Origin of the sequence: Aquisalimonas sp. 2447 (assembly GCF_012044895.1) — a bacterium.
GTDB lineage: Bacteria > Pseudomonadota > Gammaproteobacteria > Nitrococcales > Aquisalimonadaceae > Aquisalimonas.
Genome location: NZ_CP050695.1, coordinates 2,675,783 through 2,698,934 on the forward strand (window position 1 = coordinate 2,675,783; position 23,152 = coordinate 2,698,934).

Here is a 23,152-nt window from a genome sequence, read left to right on the forward strand (position 1 = left end):
TTGTCAACACGTGTCCATGCGCACCCGCGCGCAGCGATCGCCTGCCCCGGCGCTGCCAAGCCAGGCCGTGCGCCCCAGGGCCGCTCCGTTGCCGAGCCGGCGCGGCGGTCCTTCCCCACCGGTGATACGGATGCAGAGTTCCACGTCCAGATGCGCGGGGACGAAGGCCCGCAACAGATGACGGAGTTCCTCGTGCCCGTTGTTCCCCGGCAGCAGGGCTTCGAACTCCTGATCACTCATCGGCCCCAGGTGCAGTCGAATGCGGCTCTGGACATCCCAGAATCGCCGCCCGCTGATCAGGCCTTCTCCCAGCCGCATGCCCGACGCCCGCCCGGCACGGCCGAGCCGAACGCGATCACGGTCACGCAACGGCAACCACTGCCCCACGAACGTTTCCACGTTCACGGGCCGGCCAAGCCAATCCGCCACCAGGTGCTCCAGGCTCGTCGACGAGCGGCATGAACGGGCGTACTGCCCCGCGTAGTACAGCACCCGTTCGTCGGACCGTGATCGGGGCTGCCCGGCCATGGCGTTCAGCGCCCGGGTCATCGAGTTGGCGGCGTAGTCAAACCCGGCATCTTCCGCCTGCACCGCCGGACACGCCCGCGCCCAGGCGCGGTAGTAGAGCGACAGCAGGCGATGGTTGAAGAGGTCGAAAAAGTCCGCCAGTGCCCGGTCGCGCTGGCGTAGTCGCGTCACCGCCAGCGTGGTGTAGTGCTGCGGCAGCGCGCCGGAGGGACCCGTGAGCCCCATGAAACTCACGTCCAGGAAATAGCGCAGTCCGTCGCCGTCCTCGACCCGCTCTGCGCTCTCCACCGCCGCCACCGGGAACGCGGCGGACTGCACTGCGCGGAAGCGCAGTGGCTCCCGCGCCGGATGACGGTCGCCGCCAATGGCCGGGCGATCGTAGTCGGCATCGTGGCGGCGTGCGAACCGCTGCGCCAGCCGCACGGCCGCGAAGAACTCCCCCTGCGCCGGGGCGAGCTCGTCCGGGTTGTCCACTAGACCAGTGGCTGGCTGCCGCTGCGCGGTGGCCATTGGATCTCCCTCCCTGGACGCTGCCGGACCCGGACGCACAGCTCGGTAAAGCTGTTGACGGTGCAGCACTGTGCAAAAAACTCGTTGAGCACCGCGGTGAACAGGTACACGCCGGACCCACTGTAGAAGGCCTCGTCGAGTTCCAGTTCGATGCGCGTCCCTTGCGCCAGCGCCGCCCGGCCCTGGCGCATGATACGTGCGGTGGTGGGCCGCGTGCGCAGCCCGGTGATGCCCTCGATGGCGGAACGATTGCCCGGCGCCTGCCCGAAGTCGTAGAGATTCAAGGTGTCCCGCAGCACCTGGACGCCGTCGTCGCCGGCGAAATGCTGCAGTGACAACTGCGTGACCAACTGCCAGCGGGCAGCATCGTCCAGCTGGGGTCGGATGCTGGCCGTGGGCGGTGTGATGCAGTCCAGCGTCAACGGCGCGCCACCCTTGCGAAGCCGCAGCGCCGGCTCGCCCGGGCCGAATGGCAGCCGGTCCGGCATATCGCGGTTCGTGCACAACGCCCGGCCCGTAATCACCCACCCCTCTTCGGGGGTGGTGACCCGGAAGGCCGGGTCCACCAGTGACAGATAGGTATCGATGCCGTGGCTGACACAGCCCTTCTGCCAACTGCTGTGCTCGCGCCTCGCGTGCCAGTAGACCCCGGCTTCGTTATCCTCGGTGCGCTGGCGGCCGCCATAGAACGGCAGCAGATCCACCCGGGTACCGTCCGGGCGGCGAACCTGCAGCTCTTCCACGGTGTGAACATCCGCGTGGGGATCGGAACGGGAGTGCACCGTGAGCGGCGCTTCGTGGCCGAAACCGGCGGCCGGCAACGGCTCGATGGCAGTCTCGAACAGGTTCGCCACGGGGGTGCACCCGGGCACGAGTACACCGTCGGTCACGCCCTGCACCAGTTCCGGATGGCTCTGGTCGAAGTAGATGAAGATCTCTGCGCTCGCTTCGAACGGTTGCAACGCCTGTTGCAGGCCGGCGAGTTCCACGAACAGGAACTTCTCCGGGAACGCAAAGTACTCCGTGAGCAGGCGGTGGGCGTTCAGGGAGCGGCCACCCAGCGGCAGCACCGCACTGTCTTCGTCCAGCCCGCACAGCCGCAGATGGTCGGAGCCGAGGAACAACGGCTCCGGGTCGTTGGCATGACGGGCCACGGCGATCCCCGTGGCATGGCGGAACAGGTACTCGTGCAGGCGGAACGTCAGCTGCGGCTGGCCGTTGAGGAACAACCGCAGCCGCTCGGGTGCCACCTCACCCAGAGCGACGCCGGTGTTGGCCTCCAGGGTAAGGGCAAGAACTGCCTGATTGCCACGGGCGGCCGCCGACCCTGGCGTCACCGGTGCCTTGAAGGGGCGTCCGGAGAAACGGGGGCGAACTACCTGTAGCGGCTCCACCCGGGTGGTGTAGCTTGTCCGGTACCGGCAGGCACCGGCCGGATGGCCGTGGACTGTCAGTTCGGTGCCCGCAGGCACCGTCAGCGGCTCGGTCAGGTCCGGCGTCGGCCGCATGCGCGCGATGGCCATGGACGGGACCGGCGCGTGGTAGTCGGGGTACAACAGCCCCATCAGCGCCTGCGCCACTTCCGGAAAACTGTCGTCCAGGCGCTGGCGGATGCGCGAGGTCAGGAATGCGAAGGACTCGATGAGCCGCGAAACGTGCGGGTCCTCGACCACCTCTTCGTCCAGGCGCAGCCGCCCGGCGATCTTCGGGTGGCGCTCGGCGAATTCTGCCCCCATGCGACGCAGATAGCCCAGCTCGCGGTTGTAGTAGGAGAGCAGCATGTCATCCATGGTGGCGCTCCCTGAGCCTGAGCATGCGGTCGGCCGCGTGAATGCGGGAGTCCAGGTGCAGCGGTACGGGCTCGGGTTCCATCATCAGCACGGCGGAGATACGCAGATGCAGGACCCGTTCGCGGTCGTCGCCGATATCGAGCAGCTGGACCGACACCCGCCTCAGCCGGGGCTCGAAACGCTCGATGGTGGTCTGCACGGCCTGGCGCAGGCTCTCCTTGTGCTCGGCGACGCCGAGCTGAATGGCGCTGAAGTCCGGCAACCCGTAGGTGAGGATCGACTGCCGGAGCTGCTCGTGGGCGTCCACGCCCTCCCGGCGGACCATGCGGGTATTCAGGAGGTTTTCCAGATCGCGTCGCACGCTGGCGCGCACGTCGCGCACCGTGGGCGCCGTTCGGTCGGCGGGCCGGTCCGGCGCATCGTCGATGAGACGATCCAGCAGCGAGGGCACCACCGGCTCACCGCCGCGCTCCCTGTCACGACGTGGCACACTAGCCATGCCCGACGCCTCCTTCAGCGGCCGCGCCAGTCTGAGCGGCCTCCAACTGCCGGAATTCACCCATGGCCAGCGCGTCATCTCCGACAAGCCAGCTGCGCCGGCCCACGCCACGCACCAGAGAACCGTCAGCGACCCACTCCGTGCGCCGCCCCAGAAGCAGTGCCGGGTCATCGGTGGGTTCCGGGTAGATGGCCGGGATGAACACCTCGCCTTCCGTGCCTCCGGCAAGCACCAGATCCGCCCGGCGCCAGGCGAGATCCAGGAGCCGTTCCGGTGGATGGATCTCCAGGGATGCAACCGTGCTCATATCCACCCAGAAATACTTGCCGTTACTCGCGAGCACCTCCAGCACCCCGGCGCAGAGGTCGTCCAGATCACGGACATCATCCACCGGCGTGCCGTCAACCAGTGCCGGACAAGCGACACGCTCCTGTTCCACGGCGCCCGGGTCAGTCTGCGCACCGCGGTCGGATTCCAGTCGCTCCACCAGCAGGTGCAACCGCGCCGTGAGCTGCGCCGAGGGCGTTTCGATAAACTCCGGAACCCGTCCCGTGGCGAAGGTATCCCGGCGTGCCTGGGCGGCGCGTGCCAGGTGGCGCCAGGTCCCCACCGTTGTGGCGGTTCGGGCGTTCAGGTTCTTCACCGTCTCCAGTTGCCGGTCGGCGCGCTCATAGTCGCCGTGAATGCAGAGAAGCTCCGCGTAGAACGCGCGTTGCGCGGTATCCGTCGGCGCCCGCTTCAGCCCGTCGGCCACGATGGCCAGGGCCTGGTCCAGATCCCCTGCCTGCAGGCATTGCTCAGCGGTGGCCATGCACCCTCCCTGTTTGCGTCATTGCGGTGCCCTATATGTCGCCGGTACCGGTGGGACCAATGGCAAGCTCGGTCACCAGGCGAATACTCGTGACCAGCTGATCCAGCTGGAAGTGCGGCTGGAGATGCACCACGCAGGTAAAGTGCCCCGGGCGCCCCGGCTGTTCGGTGACCTCCACGCGGCTCGCCGCCAGCGGGTAGCGCGCCTTGAGCTCGGTGGAGGGACCATCACTGGCAGTGCTGTAGCGGTTCAGCCAGTCCTGTAGCAGCTTCTGGCAGTCCGCCGCGTTGACGAAGCTGCCAATCTTGTCCCGGCCGATGACCTTGATGTGGTGCCCGAACCGGGACGCGCAGAGCATGTATTGCATCATCCCCGACAGCCGCGCATTGAGATTGGCGAAGTCGCCGCCCTGGGGCGGCGGCCGGTGGAGTGAATCGTTACTGTGAAAGACGGCGAACCCCGGCCCGTGATAGGCGCACAGCGGGATCAGTCCGGCATCGGCCAGCTTGCGTTCGCCGAAGTCATCCAGCTGCACTTCGGTAACCGACCGTGACGCTACCGCCGGTGCTTCCCCGTCGTACCCGGCGCCGGCCAGTGACGGCACGATGCCGCCACCCCCGTGACCGTGGCGATCCCCGCGGATGTCAGCGAACCAGCCCGTCTCCGCGAACGCACGCATGACTACGCTGCCGAAGGCGAAACAGGCATTGCCCCAGAGGTACTGCTCGGCATCGCCGGTTGTGTCTTCCCGGTACGGGAAGCCGTCGCGCCGCGTGCCGTCCGGCCGATAGGGTTCACGCATGAGCACGCGCGGCACGGCCAGGCCGATGAAGCGGGTATGCTCGTCCTGCCGCAGCCGGTGCCAGCCCGCGTACTCGCGCTGGCGGAAGACGGCGTCGAAATCCTGCGGTTGGCGCAGTTCCCGGAAGCTGTCCAGGCCCAGCAGTGCACTGTCGGCCCCGAGGATCAGCGGGCACAGGGCCGCCGCCGAGATGCGCGCAAGTTCGCCCAGCACCTCCTCGTCGGACGCCGGCACGCCGGTACGCGGCCGGTGGGAGACGGCATAGTCACCGAGAAGAACGCCGAAGGGTTCCCCTCCCGGTGTCCCGAACTCCTCGCTGTAGATGCGGTTGAACAGCTGCGACTGGTCGAACTCCAGCGCCCGCGTCACATCCCGGGCCACTTCCCGCCATGAGATGTTCAGCACCCGCACCCGGATGGCCAGCTCGTCGTCGTGCCGCGCCTGCACCGCCACCAGGTGCTCCAGACCCCGCCAGGAGGCTTCCAGCCTCTGGAAGCGGGGATGGTGGAGAATCGCATCCACCTGGCGCCCGAGCAGCCGATCGATCCAGACGATCACCTGATCCACCAGCGCGCGGAACTGCTGCTGGCTTGCCGCGGCGTGCACCAGGTGCCGCCCGAAGCCCGCGCCGGCGGCCGGGGCGTCGGCATACCCCGTACCCCCGGCATCCGCGGGCACGGGGGCCGCGGGGCGGGCTGCCGGATGCGGTTGTTGCTCGGCCAATGTGCTCACGCGACGTCCATGTCGTTGCTGGTTCGGGGTTGCCGCTGATCACCCACCTTCGGGGATGCGGGCGACCATGCGCAGGGAGGTGGTCAGCTCCTCCATCTGCAGCCAGGGGCGCAGCCAGGCGACAGCGTTGTATGCGCCAGGCTTGCCGGGTACCGGAGTGACCTCCACCTTGGCTTCGCGCAGCGGGTACTTGGCCCGCATCTCCTGGCCGCCCCCTTCGCTGGCATTCACGTAGTTGTTGATCCAGCGATTGAGCCAGCTCTCCATGTCCTCGGCTTCCATGAAACTGCCGACCTTGTCCCGGCCCATGACCTTGAGGTAATGCGCAATACGGGAGGTGGCCATGATGTAAGGCAACCGGGCGGAGATGGCCGCGTTGGCCGTGGCCTCCGGGCGGTCGTACTTGGCCGGCTTCTGCGCCGTCTGCCCGCCGAAGAACACGGCGTAGTCGGTGTTCTTGTAGTGGGACAGCGGCATGAAACCGAGACTGCTCAGCTCCGCTTCACGCCGATCGGTGACGGCAATCTCCGTGGGACACTGCATGTCCACGTCGCCGTCGTCGGAGGTGGTCAGGTGAACCGGCAGGCCGTCCACCCGGCCGCCGCCTTCGGCGCCGCGGATGGCGGTGCACCAGCCGTGCTGGGCGAAGGCGTCGGTGAGGCGCGTGCCAAGCACGTAGGCGGCATTCATCCAGGTGTAGTCGCCGTTGCCAGGCTGTGTATCCGCCGGCATTTCCTCGTAGGCGAACTCCTCCACCGGCGACGTTTCCTCACCGTAGGGCAGGCGCGAGAGCACCCGCGGCATGGTCAGGCAGACGAAGCGGGAATCCTGGGACTCACGGAACGAACGCCACTTGATGTACTCCGCCGAGTCGAAGATCTTGGCGAGATCCCGCGGCTTGGACAGTTCCGTCCACTCGTCGAAACCGAACATGCCGGCATCGGCAGCACTCAGGAACGGGCAGAAGGCCGCCGCCGCCACGTTGGACATGTTGCTGAGGAATTCCAGATCGTCCGGGTGATTGCCGAAGGTGTAGTCACCGATCAGCGCTCCGTACGGTTCACCGCCCGGGGTCCCGAACTCGCTCTCGTAGATCTTCTTGAACAGCTCGCTCTGGTCGAACTCCACGGCCTTGGACAGATCCTTGGCGGCTTCCTTCTTGGTGACGTTCAGCGCCCGCAGTTTCAGCGACGTGCTGGTTTCGGTGTTCATCACCAGGTAGTGCAGCCCGCGCCAGGTGCCTTCCAGCTGCTGGAACTTCTGGTGATGCATGATCTCCCGCAACTGGGCGCTGATGGTCTCATCGATGGCGGCGATGGCCTTGCGGAACGTCACCGTGAGGTTCTTGTCCCAGGCGACGGTCCCTTCCATGGCCTGTTCCGACAGGGTGCGCAGCAGCTCGCGCGCCTCGTCCTCGCCGGTCTGTTTGGTGGCCTGAATGGCCTGATCCAGCAGGCTCGCCGCCTCGGCTTCCGCGCCGTGTTGTTGCTGTGCTTCCGTTGCTTCACTCATCGCTCTTCTCCTCACCCTCGGACTGCTCGCCGGCACCGACGGCGTCGGCCAGTTCATCCAGATCCGCCTTGTTGGTCAGAACCCGCTCGATGATCTCTTCCAGCTCTTCGGAACGATCCGCCTTGGTGGAGAGGTCACGCAGCCGGTTGCGCGTCTCCATGAGCTTGCGCAGGGGCTCCACCTGCTGGACCACCGCTCCGGGCTCGAAGTCGTCCATGGACTCGAACTTGAGATCCACGGCGAACTCGCTGCCGTCGTCCTGGATCCGGTTGTCGACCTTGAGCTGGAGGCCGGGCGTCATGCTGGCGAGAACCTGGTTGAAGTTGTCCCGGTCGATCTGCACGAAACGCCGGTCCTTCAAGGGCTTCAGGGGCTCCGTGGGATCCCCGGAAAAATCCCCCATGACGCCGACGATGAACGGCAGTTCCTTCTCCACTACAGCGCCTTCGGTCTCCACCTCGTAGCTCAGGTGCACCCGCGGCTTGCGCACGCGGTTGAGTTTGTCGTGAATGCTTGGCATTGGTTTCCCTTCCCTCTTGCGATCGCCCTGCTGGCCGTTGAGTACTGTGCGGCGACGCCTCGGAGCAGTGCGCGCCGCGGCGTGGTTCAGCCGCCGTCATCCCGGATGCCGGCAAGCGTGCGGTACTTCTGTCGCGCCCCGTCGTCGGGGATGAGCTCAGCGAGCAGATCCGGCAGCGGCATCTGGCTCCACCGCACCGCCTGCTCGATGGCATACGACACCGGCGAATGCGGCTCGGTGCGCCGGAAGAATTCCGCCACCTCCCGGAGCTGGCGCAAGGCCGCTTCGCGGTCCATCTGCCGCCGCCCCTGCTGCTCGCCCGGGGCTGGCGCCGCCTCGTCGTCACCTGCTTCATCGTCCGCGTCGTTGGCGGCGTCGGCCTGGGTATCGCCACCGACCACCTGGATCCGATCGCCGGCCAGATGCGCGACCATGCGGCGACAGTTGTCCAGGGTGTCGGCGATGCGCCCGGTAGGCTGTGGATCGTCCGCGCAGTAACGATCCAGCGTCTCGCTGTAACGGTGGAACTCGCTGATGGCCTGTCGGATATCGTGGTCGGTGGCCTGGAGCACTGGGGTGGACGTTGCCCCCACCGCCTGGAGGATATCCTCCAGCGCCACATAGCCGCGCTTGATCCGCGCAGCGCGCTTGTCGGGATCGGTGATCTTCTCCAGTTCGAAGGCCTGTTCGCACTGCCAGGTGCAGAAGGGCCCCGGTGGCGCGTTATCGGTGAGACGCAGCGACTTGAGCGGCGGGATCAGCGCCCCTTCGGACCCCACACCGTTGAGCCCGGTCAGGGCGATGAGCTGACTGGGTTTGCCATCTTCGTCGGGCTGCGGGTGAAGGCCCTCACCGAAGGTCTCCAGAAGCTGCCGGGCGAGGCAGAATCCGGCCGCCACGCCGCGGAATCCATGGGTGCGGCACAGGGCCTCGATGAGCCAGGTCACCACTTCCAGGTCCTTGCTCTCGTTGCGCAGCACCTCCGGAGCCGTCTCCAGGACCTCACGCCACTCGGCCGGCGTGCCCTGGTCGGTTTCTCCGCTCTCCAGCGCGTCACGCTCCTGGTTGCGCGCGATGCCACGTGCGTTCCGCAGGGCGTGGTAACTGGACGCCGCACCGTCATCCAGGCGCAGATCCTGCCCGGTGGGCGCATCGTCCGTCACCGGCAGAAGCAAACCCGGAATATCGAGAATGTCGAAGAAAGGACTGTCACCCGAGGTCCCTTCGGTCATCGGCTCACTCATGAGAGCTCCCTGCTTCCCTTTCCCTGCAGATACCCACCCGATATCTGCAGTCGCGCCGGGAACGATCGCCAATCTGGTCGATATCCCGGACGCAACAATGACGCCTGTCGACGGCTTGCAATCGAATCAGCCAGCAGGAAGGAGGCGAAGGGGGAGACTGCGGTGCCCCGCAGTTAACGCTCTAACTGAGCGGGTAGCGCTGCCACTGCAGTTCCCTTGCGCCGTCGCCTTCCTGGCTGCCGGGAACGTGTTCCCGGGGCTGACGTGACCGCTTGGTCGTAATGTGCGAAATATGGTTCCTGGTGACCTGCCTTGTCAATACCTTCTGCGCGGTGTCCTTGCGGAAGTGCTCAGCGGGTGCGGCCCTGAAACAGCCTGACCCGACGGTACTTGAACAGCAGTATGAGCACGGCGCCTGCCAGGAAACCGCCGATATGGGCCAGGAAGGCGACGCCGGGCTCATCCGGATCCACGCCGGCGCTGCTGATGAGTTGCAGACCGAACCAGACAATCAGGACCAGACCGGCGGGCAGCCGCGCCGGGTAGAGAATAAAGCCCAGGGGGATCACCACGGTGATGCGGGAGAACGGATGCAGCATCAGGTAGGCGCCGAGCACGCCGGAAATGGCCCCGCTGGCACCGATCATGGGGATCTCGGAGCCGGACGCCGGGGCGCCGTGGACCAGGGCGGCGACCACCCCGCACAGCAGATAGAAGACCACAAACCGCAGGTGTCCCATGGCGTCTTCGACGTTGTTGGCAAAGACCCACAGATAGAGCATGTTGCTGATCAGGTGCATCCAGCCGCCGTGCAGGAACATGGATGTGAACAGGGTGGCCCAGGCGGGCACCATGGCCATGTCCGGGTGCAGCCGGGCCTCGCCGAAAAACACGGCCGGGATGAAGCCCAGGCCGTGAATGACCGCGGCATGGGCTCGCTGATCCAGGCCGAGCTGCCAGAAGAAAGCACCGATACACGCCGCCAGAAGCGTCCAGGTGACGATCGGGAGAATGCGGGTCGGGTTGTCGTCGGCAACGGGGATCACGGCGGGGGCTGGCTCGCTGCTGGCTGACTCGGGAGTCTGGCATACTGCCACAAGGGAATACGATGGCGGGACCTCTGGCTGCCGCGTCGGTGGCACCACCGTATCGACAGGACAGCAGACCATGCCGCACGTGAAACCGCGTCTTCCGGAGAAGGTCTGCCCGGTGTGTGAGCGCCCGTTCCGATGGCGGCGCAAGTGGCGCAACAACTGGGATAGTGTTGTCTACTGCTCGGAACGGTGTCGTCGGCGAGCCGCACGACGGTGCTAACAGTACAAGTCAGCCACCCAGAACCGTCCGCCGGTGCGCATCGGCGGTATCCTGAATCGCGGTACGTTCTTCGTCGCCAAGGCGCTGAAGGTTTCGCACCTGCAATGCCGTTCGTGGATTGCGCCGCAGGCGGTCTTCGTGGCGGATCAGGAAATCCCAGTACAGGGCGGTGAAGGGGCAGGCCGTGTCGCCGCTGCGCTGTTCCGGTTTGTACGCGCAGTGCTGGCAGTAGTTGCTCATGCGCTGGACATACTTGCCGGAGGCACAGTAGGGCTTGGAGGCAAGCAGGCCATCGTCTGCGAACTGGGACATACCCAGGGTGTTCGGCGCCTCCACCCACTCCACGGCGTCGACATAGACGGCCAGATACCATTCGTGCACGCGGCGTGGCTCAACGCCGAGCATCAGGGTGTACAGGCCGGTGATCATCAGCCGCTGGATATGATGGGCATAGCCGTGGTCCAGGGTCTGCCCGACACTCTGGCGCAGGCAGGTCATGTCGGTCTCGCCGGTCCAGAAAAACCCGGGCAGGGGGTGGGTCGCCTCCAGCGCGTTATTGTCCAGGTACCCAGGCATGTGCAGCCAGTAGATGCCCCGCACGAACTCGCGCCAGCCCAGCACCTGGCGGATGAATCCTTCCACGGACTGCAGCGGTGCCCGCCCTTCGCGGTATGCCTGCTCGGCGGCATCCACGGCGACCCGTGGCGAGAGCAATTTGAGATTCATTGCCGCGGCGAGCCGTGAATGATACAGCCAGGGCTCGTCCATCCACAGGGCATCCTGATACGGGCCGAACGCGGGCAGCCGGTGGTCCACGAAGTCCGCCAGCGCCTCCCGGGCCTGCTCCTGAGTCACCGGCCAGTCAAAGTGGTCCAGACGCCCGGGATGATCCGCATAGCGCGCCTCCACCAGCGCAAGCACCTCTCGGGTGATGGCGTCGTGTTGAAAACTCTTGGGCGCAGGCAGCATGCCCGGTCCTTCACGGCCGAAGCTGCGCCGGTTCTGGTGGTCCAGATTCCAGCTGCCGCCAACAGGCTGGTCACCGTCCATGAGCACATGCCGGTCAAACCGCATCGCCCGATAGTAGTCTTCCAGTCGCAGCCGCTTGCGCTCGCGGGCCCACAACCGGAATCCCTCCGGCGAGTCGAAGAACTGCCGATCCCGCACGACCACCAGGCGCTTGCCGGCGCGCCGTACTGCACCCCGCAACTGTTGCAGCACTCGATAGTCGCCGGGCTGGGTCACCAGGACGTGCGCCGGGTTCAGGCGGGCGAGATCGGCGGACAGCGCCTCGCCCAGGGTCTGTGCACGGTCCGCATCGAGCCGGTGGTAGTGGACGGTGGTCCCTCCTTCCCCCAGCCCTTCGGCGAAGTGCCGCATGGCGGACAGGAAAAGCGCGATCCGCGCCTTGTGTGACCAGACATGGGTGGCTTCCTCGGGTACTTCTGCCATCCACACGGCGTCGTGATCACGATCAAAATTGTCGAACACGGCGGCGTCAGCGTTAAGCTGATCCCCCAGGCAGATCACGAGCTGGCGTAGGCCCACGGGCGGGCACCTCCGGTAACGGGCGTGGCATGATGCCAGCGGCGGCAATCAATTTATACAACTAGTGTACAGGAGATGTACGAATGTCTCGATTCCGCAAACCGCCGAACGACGTTTTCGTGTCCACGGATATCGAGGCGGACGGACCCGCGCCAGGCCTCAATTCCATGCTGTCTCTGGGCTCAGCGGCGTACGCCCTGGACGGGGAGCTGCTGGACACGTTCAGCATCAACCTCGAGACGCTGCCCGAGGCGAGCGCGCATCCGAAAACGGTGGAGTGGTGGAAACAGTTCCCGGAGGCCTGGGAACTGGCGCGGCGTGATGCACGACCACCCACCGAAGCGATGGCCGCCTATCTGGAGTGGCTCAAGGGGCTGGATGGCCGACCGGTGTTCGTGGCCTGGCCGGTGGGGTTCGACTTCCCGTTCGTGAATTACTACCTGATGCGCTTCACCGGCGAGGCACCCTTCGGTTTCACGGCGCTGGACATCAAGACGTACGCCATGGCGCTCACGTCCAGGAGTTCCTACCATCGCACCACCAAGGACCGGCTTCCGGACCGCTGGTTCGAACCGGGGCTGAAGCACAACCATGTGGCCCTGGACGACGCCCTGGAACAGGGTTCGCTGTTCATGGCCATGTTCCGGGAAGCCATGGACACCGCCAGCGACGGGGTCAACCTGGCGGATTATACCGAGTTCCCGGACTGGTAGCCGGGGTGCGGCAACGGGAACTCACTCTTGGGGAGTGAGTTCCCACTCCTGCCCGTCCTGAAAACGCAGGACCAGGGTATCGCTGGCGCGTGACCATTCCATGGTGCGGGTCAGGTTATTGACGAAATCCCGCTCAAAGGCCTGACTGTCGGGATCCTGGATATTGCACTGCTCCGTGGTGAGACCGATGGCACCGAAACGCAGATGTTCCTCATCGACATGCTCGACACTGGCATTCCAGTTGTTGCACGCCGCCTGACCGGCCACATTACCCTCGCCATCGACTTCCACGGTGAACGGCGCGGCATCCGGCTGCAGGGACCGGCCCTGCGGGTCGATGGCCCCGGTCACGCGCCAGGCGCCGGTGATGTCGTCCGGTGGTGCGTCCATGGACGCAGCCCGTATGCCCTCCTGTTCCGGCTCCGGCCCGGTGCCGCAGCCGGCCACCAGCAACGCGCCGGCCAGCGCCAGTGACATCCCGTGCCATCCACGCCGCAATGTTGCTACTGGCGTGTTGATCATCGTCAGTTCCTCCTTGCTCGACGCCTCCCCGCGGACTAGCGGCGCTTCTTGCGACTGTTCTTCTTGATGTGCCGTATCAGGCGATTCCGCCGCTGCTGTTGCCGGGGGCTCAGCGTGTTCGTCTTGCCTTCATAGGGGTTGTCGGTGGTCTTGAATTCCAGACGCACGGGGGTGCCCTGAAGTTCCAGCACCTTGCGAAACGTATTCGCCAGATAGCGCCGGTAATCCCGCGGCGTACGTTCGGCCTGATTACCATGGACGACGATCACCGGTGGATTGCGTCCACCCTGGTGAGCATAGCGCAGCTTGATCCGCCGCCCGCGCACCAACGGTGGCTGATGACGATCCACGGCATCTTCCAGTATCTGGGTGAGCCGCCCGGTGGACAGGTCGCGGCTGCCCGCCTCATGGGCCTGGTCCACGGCGTCCAGCAACAGGCCGACACCGGTGCCGTGGAGCGCGGAGATGAAATGCACCTCGGCGAACTCGATAAACCCGAGTTTCACCTGCAGTGTGCGCCGTACATCCTCACGCTCGTCCGGGGCCAGGCCATCCCACTTGTTCACGGCAATCACCAGGCCGCGGCCGGCCTCGACGGCGTGCCCGACCAGGTGGGCATCCTGCTCGGTCACCCGACCCCGGGCGTCCAGCACCATGATCACCACGTTGGCGGCGTCAATGGCGGTCAGCGTCTTGATAACACTGAATTTCTCCACCGACTCGTTGACCCGGCTGCGACGACGCACGCCGGCGGTGTCGATCAGGGTGTAGGCCTGACTGCCACGCTCGAAGGGGATGGCAATACTGTCACGGGTTGTGCCAGGCGCATCATAGACCAACACCCGGTCTTCGCCCAGAAGGCGGTTCACCAGGGTCGACTTGCCCACGTTCGGGCGGCCAATCACGGCGACCCGCGTCCCCTGCGCCTCCTCCACGAGCGCCTGGCTGCCCTCCAGGCGCTCCGTCGGCAACGACGCGAACACATGCTCCAGAAGCCGGTTGATCCCGTGACCGTGGGCGGCGGCAATGGGCCAGGGGGCACCGAGCCCAAGGGCGTGGAAGTCCGCGCCGGCAAGACCGGGTTCCACGCCCTCGGTCTTGTTCACGGCGACCGTCAGGGGTTTCCCGGCTCGCCGCAGCAGCCCCGCGATCTCCTGGTCGGCGCTGGTGACGCCCACTTTGCCGTCCACCAGAAGCACCACCCCGTCGGCCTCCTCGATGGCCTGCAGTGCCTGCCGGTGCATGCCGGCTTCCACGCCCTGGGGGTCATCGCCCATGCCACCGGTGTCCACCACCACGAAGGGCTGGCCCCCGAAGTGCGCACGGCCGTACTGCCGATCCCGCGTGAGCCCGGGGAAATCCGCCACCAGCGCATCGCGGGAACGGGTGAGACGGTTGAACAGTGTGGACTTGCCCACGTTGGGCCGACCCACCAGTGCGATCACGGGATCCATGTTGGCTCGCCAGGGAGAAGGAATCGGTCGGCAGGATAGCAGAACTGACCCCGCTCGTGTCCCGTCGGGGGACCACCGCCCCTGCCGCGGGCGACCCGGAATGCGTTATAGTCCGCCGGAATTGCCAACCGCGAGGAGAACAGAGATGGGGTTCCTGTCAGGAAAAAAGGCGCTGATCACCGGCATAGCGAGTAACCGCTCGATCGCCTACGGTGTCGCCAAGTCCATGCGCCGCGAGGGCGCCGAACTCGCCTTCACCTACCTGGGCGACAAACTCAAGCCGAGGGTGGAGAAGATCGCCGCTGAAATGGGCAGCGACATCGTGCTGCCGCTGGACGTGGCCACGGATGAGGATTTCGATGCCCTGGCGCCGGAACTGGGCAAGCACTGGGACCACGTTGACACCGTGGTGCACTCCATTGGTTTTGCCCCGCAGGAGGCGCTGAAAGGCTCGTTCGTGGACAACACCACCCGCGACAGCTATCGCATCTCCCATGACATCAGTGCCTACAGCTTTGTCGCCCTGGCCCGCGCCCTGCGAGGCATGATGCACGAGGACTCATCGCTGCTCACCCTGACCTACCTCGGTTCCGAACGGGCCCTGCCGAGCTACAATGTCATGGGCGCCGCCAAGGCGAGCCTGGAGGCCAACGTGCGTTACATGGCCTATGACCTCGGCCCCCACGGCATCCGCGTCAACGGCCTCTCCGCCGGCCCGATCAAGACCCTGGCAGCGGCAGGTATCGGCAGCTTCGGCAAGATGCTCAAGTACAATGCCCGCTCGGCACCGCTGCGGCGCAACGTCACCACCGACGAGGTCGGCGATGCCGCAGCGTTCCTGTGCTCGGATCTGGCCCGGGGCATTACCGGCGAAGTCGTCCACGTGGATAGCGGCTACCACATCGTCGGCCTCCCGGGGCTGGACGGCCTGGAGGACGACGAGTAACCACGACAAGGGCGGAGCGCCTGAAGCGCTCCGCCCTTGTCGTGGCCGACGAGCGGGGGCGGCTACCCTCTACCGGTAGTCCTCGTCGTGGATCTCCACGTCCGCGTCGGCACGCAGCTGCGCGAGGAACTGCTGCACCGCTTCCTGGCCGTACGCGTCACGCAGGCGATCGGCCAGCTCCCGACGCTCTTCTGCGTCCACCGCATCTGGATCACCATCGCGCACACCGCGCAGGATGAGCACCACCCGATCCCCTGCCGCCGAAATCACTCCCACTTCAGGGCGATCACCGTCAGGGCGACTCATCCGGAACACCTCGTTCAGGACCGGCCACGGAGCCTCACCCTCCTGGCGGGTGATCCAGCCGACAGACTGGTAGCCGAGCCGTTCATCCTCGTCCGCCAAAGACTCGGGGTCATCGCCGTCGCGAACCCGGCCCATGAGGTCCTGAGCAAAGGATTCGGCAGCCTCGCCGGCCTTCCGCGCGCGCAGCCGCTCCGTGATATCGTCCCGCACCTCGTCCAGTTCCAGCTGCGCCTGGGGTTCATGCTCGGCGACACGGACCACGACAGCACGGTCGTCGTCGATTTCGATCACGCGGCTGTTCATGCCATCTTCGAGCACTTCCGGGTCAAACGCGGCGTCCACCACCTCGCGCACGGCACCTATACCCTCGTCGGCGCCTTCGCGGGTAAGCCAGTCGCTCTCACGAACCTCCAGCCCCATTTCTTCCGCCGGCCCTTCCAGGCTGTCCGGCATATCGTAGGCCAGGTCGTCCAGGCGATTGATCTCGTCGAAATAGGCCGTGGAGATGCGCTCCTCGGCGAGTTCACGCCGGATTTCATCGCGCACGTCCTCCAACGGAGTTGCTTCACCACGCTCCATGGTGGTGGCCTGGATCAGGTGGAAGCCGAACGGCGAGCGCACGGGCTCTGATACTTCATTCTCATCCAGTGCGAACAGGGCGTCCTCGAACTCCTCCACCATATCACCGCGCTGGACCTCACCGAGATCACCACCGCGACGTGCCGACCCAGGGTCCTCGGAGTATTCCTCGGCCAGTTCGGCGAAGGACTCGCCGTCGCGCAGGCGCTCAGCGAGGGTCTGAATACGCTCCTCGGCGTCAGCAACCGTGTCGGGATCAGCGTCTTCATCCACCCGAATGAGGATATGCCGCGCCTCGACCCGTCCGGTCTCAGCGTAGCGCTCCTCCTTGACCTGCTCGTAACGCGCTTCGATGTCGTCATCGGAGACGTCTACCTGCTCTAGCAGGTCCTCGCGGTTGAGCTCCACATACGCCAAACGTACACGCTCAGGCGTGACGAACTCACTGCGATTGTCTTCGTAATAGGCGTCGATTTCGTCATCGCTGACAGTGACATCGTCCTGCCAGCCATCGGCGGCAATCCTCACCCAGGCGACGTCGCGCTCCTGGTACTCCAGCCGCAGCAAATCATCGACCTCCCGGGCCGTCACCAGGCCGGTCTCGCTCAGCGACGAGCGCACCTGCTGCGCCAGGGCCTGACGACGCACTTGCTGCTCGTACTGATCAGTGGTCATCTGGTTTGACTGGAGGATCTGGCGGTACCGCTCCGCGGAGAAGCGACCGCCTTCATGGAACATTTCCTGGGACCGGATGACCGCAGCCAGATCCTGATCACTGAGGGTCATGTTCCGATCGTCCAGGTAATCCGCCAGCAAACGGCGATCAATCAACTGCTGCAGGGCATCCCGGCGAATCTCCTGATCAATCTCGTCGGTAATCTCCAGATCACCGCCATACATCTGCTCGACCTGCTGGCGCTGGTTACGATAGGCCTGACCCGCCTGATTCCGGCTGATCTCCTGGCCGTTCACCGTTGCCACTGCGCGCGGCTGACCGCTCGGCCCCATGTACTGGGACAAGCCGAACGTGGCAAAAGCCGCGGCGATCAGGACGATGACGGTCCAGACAATCCAGCGGGAGGCTCCATCTCGAATATCCTGCAGCATGTTGCAACCGATCCTCTTGGTGACGGCGCGCGCGAATTTCCTTCAGCGCGGCTCGCAGGCACATCTTGGCAGGTGTAAAGACAAGTGAATGCCCGGCAGGTTCCCGGGCCCGGGGGCGTCTGCACCTCCCTTGTCACTTTTCCCGACCCCTGTAACACGAAAGGCGCCCCGAAGGCGCCTTTCGTACCGAATATGGCGGAGCGGACGGGACTCGAACCCGCGACCTCCGGCGTGACAGGCCGGCATTCTAACCAACTGAACTACCGCTCCGGATTTTACTGCACCACTTGGTGGGTGGTGAGGGGATCGAACCCCCGACATTCGCCTTGTAAGGGCGACGCTCTACCAGCTGAGCTAACCACCCCAAAAACGAAGGCACTAGTTTACAGCATCCTTCAGGGCTTTGCCAGCCTTGAAGCTCGGCACCTTGGTGGCCGGAATGTTGATGGTGGCGCCGGTCCGCGGGTTGCGCCCGGAGCGTGCAGCACGCTCGCGCACGGAGAAGGTTCCGAAGCCGACCAGGCTCACGGAGTCGTTTTCCTTGAGGGCGTTGGTCACTGCATCAACCATGGCGTCAACGGCACGCGCCGCGGAGGCCTTGGATAGATCGGCGTTCTGGGCGACCGCTTCAATAAGTTCCGACTTATTCATCCTGTATTCCCCTTGGTGTTGTTCTGCGTGGACAACTTCGCTTCCATTTCCGGACACGCATCACTGTACTAGCTTGGCCTGTCCGCGGACAGGCTCGGTCTGCTTCTCGACAGGCCCCATACGGCCTTTACGGGCTGACACTTTATCGCATCTGTGCAGGTCAGTGTCCAGACCCCCCGAAGACACCGCCAGCCCAAGGAAAAGCCGGCCCCGTACGCAAGCGCACGGAGACCGGCTTATCGGCGTTATAGCAATGGGTGGTTCAGGGTGTCAATGCGCCCTGACATCCCCCTCCTTTTTCTTACTACGGGAACGCTTCTTGGTGGGCTCCTCCACTCCTTCTCCGCCGACCTCTTCTTCCGGTAGAGGTTGCGGCGTGCGAACCAGGGCAAGCTCCAGGACTTCGTCGATCCAACGCACCGGACGCACGTCCAGCTTGCCGATGACGCCCTTGGGAATCTCCTGGAGATCCTTGCGGTTCTCCTCGGGGATGACCACGGTGCTGATACCACCCCTGTGCGCCGCCAGCAGCTTCTCCTTGAGGCCGCCGATGGGGAGCACCTCACCCCGCAGGGTAATCTCACCGGTCATGGCCACTGAGGACTTCACCGGGATATCCGTGAGCGCCGACACCAGAGCGGTGCACATGCCGATTCCGGCGCTGGGGCCGTCCTTGGGAATGGCCCCTTCCGGAACATGGATGTGCACGTCATGGTTCTGGTGGAAGTCCGGCTGGATCCCCAGCATCGCCGCCCGACTGCGTACCACGGTCATGGCCGCCTGGATGGACTCCTTCATGACCTCGCCCAGTTGACCGGTGGGGGTCATCTTGCCCTTGCCCGGAACAATGGCGGATTCGATGTTCAGCAGCTCGCCGCCCACTTCGGTCCAGGCCAGGCCGGTGACGTGCCCCACCTGATCCTTCTCCTCGGCCACGCCGTAGCGGTAGCGCCGCACGCCCAGATACTTGTCCAGGTTCTGGGTGCTCACGACCAGCTTGTTGTTCCGCGGCTTCTGCACCAGCTCCTTGACCACCTTGCGGCAGATCTTGGCGACCTCGCGCTCCAGGTTGCGCACCCCCGCCTCACGGGTGTAGTGCCGCACGATGTCACGCAGGGCGTTTTCGCTGATCTCCAGCTCACCGTCCTTGAGCCCGTTGGCCTTCATCTGCTTGGGCAGCAGGTACCGCTGCACGATATTGACCTTCTCGTGCTCGGTGTAACCCGCGAGACGGATCACCTCCATACGGTCCAGCAGCGGCGCCGGGATGTTCATGGTGTTGGCCGTGCAGATGAACAGGACCTCGGACAGGTCGACATCCACTTCCAGGTAGTGATCCTGGAATGTGCTGTTCTGCTCCGGATCCAGCACCTCCAGCAGGGCAGACGCGGGATCGCCACGGAAATCCATGGCCATCTTGTCCACTTCGTCCAGCAGGAACAGCGGATTGCGCGTTCCGGCCTTGGAGAGGTTCTGCACGATCTTGCCCGGCAGGGAGCCGATGTACGTCCGCCGGTGGCCACGGATCTCCGCCTCGTCACGCACGCCGCCCAGGGACATGCGCACGAACTTGCGGTTGGTGGCCCGGGCGATGGACTGCCCCAGGGAGGTCTTGCCGACGCCCGGAGGGCCCACCAGGCACAGGATCGGTCCCTTGAGCTTTTTCACCCGCTTCTGCACGGCCAGGTACTCAAGGATACGCTCCTTGACCTTCTCCAGGCCGTAATGGTCAGCATCCAGCACGCCCTGCGCCTTGTCCAGGTCGTGTTTGACGCGGGTGCGCTTTTTCCACGGCACGGAGACCAGCCACTCGACGTAGTTCCGCACCACGGTGGCCTCGGCGGACATGGGCTGCATCATGCGCAGCTTGTTGAGCTCAGCCTTGGCCTTGCTCATGACCTCCTTGGGCATGCCCGAGTCGTCGATCTTCTGCTCGAGATCGTCGGTGTCGTTGGGCGCATCTTCCAGCTCGCCCAGTTCCTTCTGGATGGCCTTGGCCTGCTCGTTGAGGTAGTACTCCCGCTGGCTCTTCTCCATCTGCTGCTTCACGCGGCCGCGGATCCGCTTCTCGATCTGCAGCACGTCGATCTCGCCCTCGATGAGCCCGAGGAGGTGCTCAAGGCGCTCACGGACGTCCTCGATTTCGAGGATCTGCTGCTTGCCTTCCACCTTCAGCGCCATGTGGGCCGCAACGGTATCGGCCAGCCGGCCCGGATCCTCGATTCCCTGCAGGGAGGAGAGGATCTCCGGCGGCACTTTCTTGTTCAGCTTCACGTACTGATCGAACTGACTCACCACCGAGCGGGCCAGCACGTCCACTTCCCGGTCGTCGGAGTAGTCTTTCTGCTCCGGCACCGACGCCTGGGCGGTGAAATACTCGCCTTCGCCGTGGACGCTGACAACGCGGGCACGGTGCAGCCCTTCCACGAGCACCTTCACGGTGCCGTCGGGGAGCTTGAGCATCTGCAGGATGGTGGCCACCGTGCCCTGGTCGTACAGGTCCGAGGCTGCCGGCTCGTCCACCTCGGCACTCTTCTGGGCCACCAGGAAGATACGCTTGTCCTCTTCCATGGCCGCTTCCAGGGCCTTGATGGACTTGTCCCGCCCCACGAACAAGGGAATCACCATGTGGGGATAGACCACCACGTCGCGCAACGGCAGCACCGGCGCGGCATTGAGGGATTCCTTGACGACTTCGGAGTTCTCGTCACTGCGGGTCATGTAAGGTCAACCTCGCTTGCACTGTATGGAACGGTCGGCCGCCTCGGCCGCCCGTCTTGAACTGACTTGCTAGTAATATGCGGTCGATAAGGCGGGGATTCAATGCACGTCGTCACAACCGCGCCATTTCCTGGCGGCGGTGGCAAAGAGGCCCGCGAAACGGGGCCGGAGGGAGCAGCGAGCCGGCGACGGGCTCCTGCCCGCCGCCGGCGCACGGTCAGTCCGATGCAGCGCGCGACTGCTCCGGTGCCTCGTAGATGAGATAGGGCTTGGTCTCACCGCGAATGACCGCGTCGTCCACGACCACCTTGCTGACCCCCTCCAGCGAGGGAATGTCATACATGGTGTCCAGCAGCACGTTCTCGATGATGGTCCGCAGGCCGCGGGCGCCGGTGCCACGATCCATGGCCTTACGGGCCACGGCGCGCAGCGCCTCCTCACGGAATTCCAGCTCCACGCCCTCCATCTCGAAAAGCTTCTGGTACTGCTTGGTGACGGCGTTCTTGGGCGCGCTGAGGATCTCGATCAGGGCGTCCTCATCGAGCTCGTCCAGCGTCGCGATCACGGGCAGACGCCCCACGAACTCGGGAATGAGGCCGTACTTGATCAGATCCTGCGGCTCCACATCGTGGAGGGTCTCGCCCATGCTCTTGCGCTCGCTCTCGGCCTTGATCTCCGCGGAGAAGCCGATGCCACCGCTCTCGGAACGGTCCCGGATGAGTTTGTCCAGGCCGGCAAAGGCACCGCCGACAATGAACAGGATGCCCCCGGTGTGCACCTGCAGAAACTCCTGCTGCGGGTGCTTGCGCCCGCCCTGGGGCGGCACCGATGCGGTGGTTCCCTCGATGAGCTTCAACAGCGCCTGCTGCACGCCTTCGCCCGAGACATCCCGGGTAATCGAGGGGTTATCCGCCTTGCGGGAGATCTTGTCGATCTCGTCGATATAGACAATGCCGGTCTGGGCCTTTTCGACGTCGTAGTCACACTTCTGCAGTAGCTTCTGGATGATGTTTTCCACGTCCTCGCCGACATAGCCGGCCTCGGTGAGGGTGGTGGCATCGGCGATGGTGAAAGGCACATCCAGCAGCCGCGCCAGCGTTTCCGCCAGCAGAGTCTTGCCCGAGCCGGTGGGACCGATCATCAGGATGTTGCTCTTGGTCAGCTCTACTTCGTCCTTCTTGCCCTGGACCGCTTCCAGCCGCTTGTAGTGGTTGTACACCGCAACCGACAGGACTCGCTTGGCCAGATCCTGGCCGATGACATACTCGTCCAGCACTTCGGCAATTTCGTGAGGCTTGGGCAGCTTGGAGTCGCCGGAGGCGCTCTTCTCCTGCATCTCCTCGCGAATAATGTCGTTGCAGAGCTCGACACATTCGTCACAGACGAATACGGAGGGACCGGCGATCAGCTTGCGCACCTCGTGCTGGCTCTTCCCGCAGAAAGAGCAATACAGGAGCTTGCCGCCGTCATCGCCACGCGTCTTGTCTCTGTCGCTCATGACCGATCCTCGGTTGATTCCAGGACTTGCATGGCCGGCCCGGTCGGGCCTTTGCCATCACTTAAAACCATGCCTGCTTTTCCGGAGGCACGCAAGAGAGGAAACCGCGAACGGCGCCGCATTCCAGCCCATTCACGGCAACATGAAAGGTCGTTCGAGAGGGGCCGGGCGTCCGTAAACCGGAACGCCCGGCAATGGATCACTTGCCTGCAGGGAGGCCGGCGCGGTCCCTGAGAACCTCGTCCACCAGCCCGTACTCCTGCGCCTTCTCCGGCGACATGAAGTTGTCCCGCTCGGTGTCTTCCTGCACACGTTCGATGGGCTGGCCGGTGTGGTGGGCGAGAATGCTGTTCAGGCGATCGCGGATGCTCAGGATCTCGCGGGCGTGGATGTCGATGTCCGTCGCCTGCCCCTGATAACCGCCCAGGGGCTGATGGATCATCATGCGCGAATTCGGCAGCGTGAAGCGCTTGCCGGGCGCACCACCCGCCAGAAGCAGCGCACCCATGCTCGCCGCCTGCCCCACGCACATGGTGGAGACATCCGGCTTGATGAACTGCATGGTGTCGTAGATGGACAGACCCGCGGTGACAGAACCCCCCGGCGAGTTGATGTAGATGTGGATGTCCTTGTCCGGGTTCTCGGACTCCAGGAACAGCAGCTGGGCAACAATCAGATTCGCCATGTGGTCTTCCACCGGGCCAATGAGAAAGACCACCCGCTCCTTCAGCAGTCGCGAGAAGATATCGTAGGCACGCTCGCCCCGGGAGGTCTGTTCCACCACCATGGGCACCAGGTTGGCCTGGATCTCGGACGGGTTCATCGGCGTATCGTCTGCGGCCATG

At 64.9% G+C, this 23,152-nt stretch carries 20 protein-coding genes and 2 tRNA genes; 3 read left to right on the forward strand and 19 right to left on the reverse strand.

The features are described 5' to 3' along the window. Positions 1 to 3: 3 nt before the first annotated feature. From tssG to KU884_RS12705, 9 genes are all read right to left on the reverse strand, one after another. Complete coding sequence (gene tssG / locus KU884_RS12665) at positions 4 to 1,038, reverse strand: type VI secretion system baseplate subunit TssG (protein ID WP_167782965.1); 1,035 nt, start codon at positions 1,036 to 1,038, stop codon at positions 4 to 6. Beyond that, entirely contained in the window at positions 1,002 to 2,828 is a 1,827-nt protein-coding gene (gene tssF / locus KU884_RS12670; RefSeq protein ID WP_167782966.1) for a type VI secretion system baseplate subunit TssF, read from the reverse strand. The genes tssG and tssF overlap by 37 nt, the downstream gene beginning before the upstream one ends. Continuing rightward, positions 2,821 to 3,327 (reverse strand): type VI secretion system baseplate subunit TssE, encoded by a 507-nt coding sequence (gene tssE / locus KU884_RS12675; protein ID WP_167782967.1) that lies wholly within the window; start codon positions 3,325 to 3,327, stop codon positions 2,821 to 2,823. Before tssE ends, tssF begins: the two co-directional genes overlap by 8 nt. Next, the gene (locus tag KU884_RS12680; RefSeq protein WP_167782968.1) at positions 3,320 to 4,138 is read right to left on the reverse strand and encodes a type VI secretion system accessory protein TagJ; all 819 of its coding nucleotides are present in this window, start codon (positions 4,136 to 4,138) and stop codon (positions 3,320 to 3,322) included. The genes tssE and KU884_RS12680 overlap by 8 nt, the downstream gene beginning before the upstream one ends. A 31-nt stretch (positions 4,139 to 4,169) precedes the next feature. Continuing rightward, a complete protein-coding gene (tssC, locus tag KU884_RS12685; protein WP_167782969.1) occupies positions 4,170 to 5,672 on the reverse strand; it encodes a type VI secretion system contractile sheath large subunit in 1,503 nt (500 codons plus the stop codon). A 39-nt stretch (positions 5,673 to 5,711) separates the two neighbouring features. Continuing rightward, positions 5,712 to 7,184 carry a type VI secretion system contractile sheath large subunit gene (tssC, locus tag KU884_RS12690; RefSeq protein WP_167782970.1) on the reverse strand — a complete coding sequence of 491 codons (1,473 nt, stop codon included), beginning with the start codon at positions 7,182 to 7,184 and terminating at the stop codon, positions 5,712 to 5,714. Further along, positions 7,177 to 7,704 (reverse strand): type VI secretion system contractile sheath small subunit, encoded by a 528-nt coding sequence (tssB, locus tag KU884_RS12695; protein ID WP_167782971.1) that lies wholly within the window; start codon positions 7,702 to 7,704, stop codon positions 7,177 to 7,179. The genes tssC (KU884_RS12690) and tssB overlap by 8 nt, the downstream gene beginning before the upstream one ends. A gap of 86 nt (positions 7,705 to 7,790) precedes the next feature. After that, the gene (gene tssA, locus KU884_RS12700; protein WP_167782972.1) at positions 7,791 to 8,948 is read right to left on the reverse strand and encodes a type VI secretion system protein TssA; all 1,158 of its coding nucleotides are present in this window, start codon (positions 8,946 to 8,948) and stop codon (positions 7,791 to 7,793) included. Positions 8,949 to 9,298: 350 nt separating this feature from the next. Beyond that, entirely contained in the window at positions 9,299 to 9,994 is a 696-nt protein-coding gene (locus KU884_RS12705) for a rhomboid family intramembrane serine protease (protein ID WP_167782973.1), read from the reverse strand. Positions 9,995 to 10,115: 121 nt separating this feature from the next. Here KU884_RS12705 and KU884_RS12710 point away from each other — a divergent pair, with 121 nt between their 5' ends. Next, positions 10,116 to 10,262, forward strand: a complete 147-nt coding sequence (locus KU884_RS12710; RefSeq protein ID WP_167782974.1) for a DUF2256 domain-containing protein — start codon at positions 10,116 to 10,118, stop codon at positions 10,260 to 10,262. 9 nt (positions 10,263 to 10,271) lie between these two features. On the opposite strand, the gene KU884_RS12715 is transcribed toward KU884_RS12710, so the two are convergent. After that, positions 10,272 to 11,810, reverse strand: a complete 1,539-nt coding sequence (locus KU884_RS12715; RefSeq protein WP_167782975.1) for a cryptochrome/photolyase family protein — start codon at positions 11,808 to 11,810, stop codon at positions 10,272 to 10,274. Between the two features lie 83 nt (positions 11,811 to 11,893). Here KU884_RS12715 and KU884_RS12720 point away from each other — a divergent pair, with 83 nt between their 5' ends. Then, positions 11,894 to 12,523, forward strand: coding sequence for an exonuclease domain-containing protein (locus KU884_RS12720; protein ID WP_167782976.1), 630 nt, complete (start codon positions 11,894 to 11,896; stop codon positions 12,521 to 12,523). Between the two features lie 21 nt (positions 12,524 to 12,544). Here the strand turns inward: KU884_RS12720 and KU884_RS12725 are convergent, their stop codons facing one another. Together KU884_RS12725 and der are read right to left on the reverse strand one after the other, a co-directional pair. Further along, positions 12,545 to 13,000 carry an META domain-containing protein gene (locus KU884_RS12725; protein ID WP_167782977.1) on the reverse strand — a complete coding sequence of 152 codons (456 nt, stop codon included), beginning with the start codon at positions 12,998 to 13,000 and terminating at the stop codon, positions 12,545 to 12,547. Positions 13,001 to 13,080: 80 nt separating this feature from the next. Further along, the gene (gene der, locus KU884_RS12730; protein ID WP_167782978.1) at positions 13,081 to 14,499 is read right to left on the reverse strand and encodes a ribosome biogenesis GTPase Der; all 1,419 of its coding nucleotides are present in this window, start codon (positions 14,497 to 14,499) and stop codon (positions 13,081 to 13,083) included. 145 nt (positions 14,500 to 14,644) lie between these two features. On the opposite strand from der, the gene KU884_RS12735 reads away from it, so the two are divergent. Next, complete coding sequence (locus KU884_RS12735; protein ID WP_167782979.1) at positions 14,645 to 15,445, forward strand: enoyl-ACP reductase; 801 nt, start codon at positions 14,645 to 14,647, stop codon at positions 15,443 to 15,445. A gap of 69 nt (positions 15,446 to 15,514) precedes the next feature. Here KU884_RS12735 and KU884_RS12740 read toward each other — a convergent pair whose 3' ends face one another. From KU884_RS12740 to clpP, 7 genes are all read right to left on the reverse strand, one after another. After that, positions 15,515 to 17,437, reverse strand: coding sequence for a SurA N-terminal domain-containing protein (locus KU884_RS12740; protein ID WP_167782980.1), 1,923 nt, complete (start codon positions 17,435 to 17,437; stop codon positions 15,515 to 15,517). Between the two features lie 193 nt (positions 17,438 to 17,630). Next, a tRNA-Asp gene (locus KU884_RS12745) sits at positions 17,631 to 17,707 on the reverse strand. Positions 17,708 to 17,725: 18 nt separating this feature from the next. Next, a tRNA-Val gene (locus KU884_RS12750) sits at positions 17,726 to 17,801 on the reverse strand. Between the two features lie 14 nt (positions 17,802 to 17,815). After that, positions 17,816 to 18,088 carry an HU family DNA-binding protein gene (locus KU884_RS12755; RefSeq protein WP_167782981.1) on the reverse strand — a complete coding sequence of 91 codons (273 nt, stop codon included), beginning with the start codon at positions 18,086 to 18,088 and terminating at the stop codon, positions 17,816 to 17,818. Positions 18,089 to 18,358: 270 nt separating this feature from the next. After that, complete coding sequence (gene lon / locus KU884_RS12760; protein WP_167782982.1) at positions 18,359 to 20,809, reverse strand: endopeptidase La; 2,451 nt, start codon at positions 20,807 to 20,809, stop codon at positions 18,359 to 18,361. 217 nt (positions 20,810 to 21,026) lie between these two features. Further along, positions 21,027 to 22,307 carry an ATP-dependent Clp protease ATP-binding subunit ClpX gene (clpX, locus tag KU884_RS12765; RefSeq protein ID WP_167782983.1) on the reverse strand — a complete coding sequence of 427 codons (1,281 nt, stop codon included), beginning with the start codon at positions 22,305 to 22,307 and terminating at the stop codon, positions 21,027 to 21,029. A 199-nt stretch (positions 22,308 to 22,506) separates the two neighbouring features. After that, a complete protein-coding gene (clpP, locus tag KU884_RS12770; protein ID WP_167782984.1) occupies positions 22,507 to 23,151 on the reverse strand; it encodes an ATP-dependent Clp endopeptidase proteolytic subunit ClpP in 645 nt (214 codons plus the stop codon). Position 23,152 lies beyond the last annotated feature (1 nt).

Excerpts from the sequence above, each read along its gene's own strand:
- clpX (WP_167782983.1), bottom strand. The coding sequence starts at position 22,307 with ATGAGCGACAGAGACAAGACGCGTGGCGATGACGGCGGCAAGCTCCTG.
- der (WP_167782978.1), bottom strand. The coding sequence starts at position 14,499 with ATGGATCCCGTGATCGCACTGGTGGGTCGGCCCAACGTGGGCAAGTCC.
- KU884_RS12725 (WP_167782977.1), bottom strand. The coding sequence starts at position 13,000 with ATGTCACTGGCGCTGGCCGGCGCGTTGCTGGTGGCCGGCTGCGGCACC.
- lon (WP_167782982.1), bottom strand. The coding sequence starts at position 20,809 with ATGACCCGCAGTGACGAGAACTCCGAAGTCGTCAAGGAATCCCTCAAT.
- tssC (WP_167782970.1), bottom strand. The coding sequence starts at position 7,184 with ATGAGTGAAGCAACGGAAGCACAGCAACAACACGGCGCGGAAGCCGAG.
- tssE (WP_167782967.1), bottom strand. The coding sequence starts at position 3,327 with ATGGCTAGTGTGCCACGTCGTGACAGGGAGCGCGGCGGTGAGCCGGTG.
- KU884_RS12755 (WP_167782981.1), bottom strand. The coding sequence starts at position 18,088 with ATGAATAAGTCGGAACTTATTGAAGCGGTCGCCCAGAACGCCGATCTA.
- clpP (WP_167782984.1), bottom strand. The coding sequence starts at position 23,151 with ATGGCCGCAGACGATACGCCGATGAACCCGTCCGAGATCCAGGCCAAC.
- KU884_RS12735 (WP_167782979.1), top strand. The coding sequence starts at position 14,645 with ATGGGGTTCCTGTCAGGAAAAAAGGCGCTGATCACCGGCATAGCGAGT.
- tssA (WP_167782972.1), bottom strand. The coding sequence starts at position 8,948 with ATGAGTGAGCCGATGACCGAAGGGACCTCGGGTGACAGTCCTTTCTTC.
- tssB (WP_167782971.1), bottom strand. The coding sequence starts at position 7,704 with ATGCCAAGCATTCACGACAAACTCAACCGCGTGCGCAAGCCGCGGGTG.
- tssG (WP_167782965.1), bottom strand. The coding sequence starts at position 1,038 with ATGGCCACCGCGCAGCGGCAGCCAGCCACTGGTCTAGTGGACAACCCG.
- KU884_RS12680 (WP_167782968.1), bottom strand. The coding sequence starts at position 4,138 with ATGGCCACCGCTGAGCAATGCCTGCAGGCAGGGGATCTGGACCAGGCC.
- KU884_RS12740 (WP_167782980.1), bottom strand. The coding sequence starts at position 17,437 with ATGCTGCAGGATATTCGAGATGGAGCCTCCCGCTGGATTGTCTGGACC.
- KU884_RS12720 (WP_167782976.1), top strand. The coding sequence starts at position 11,894 with ATGTCTCGATTCCGCAAACCGCCGAACGACGTTTTCGTGTCCACGGAT.
- tssF (WP_167782966.1), bottom strand. The coding sequence starts at position 2,828 with ATGGATGACATGCTGCTCTCCTACTACAACCGCGAGCTGGGCTATCTG.
- KU884_RS12710 (WP_167782974.1), top strand. The coding sequence starts at position 10,116 with ATGCCGCACGTGAAACCGCGTCTTCCGGAGAAGGTCTGCCCGGTGTGT.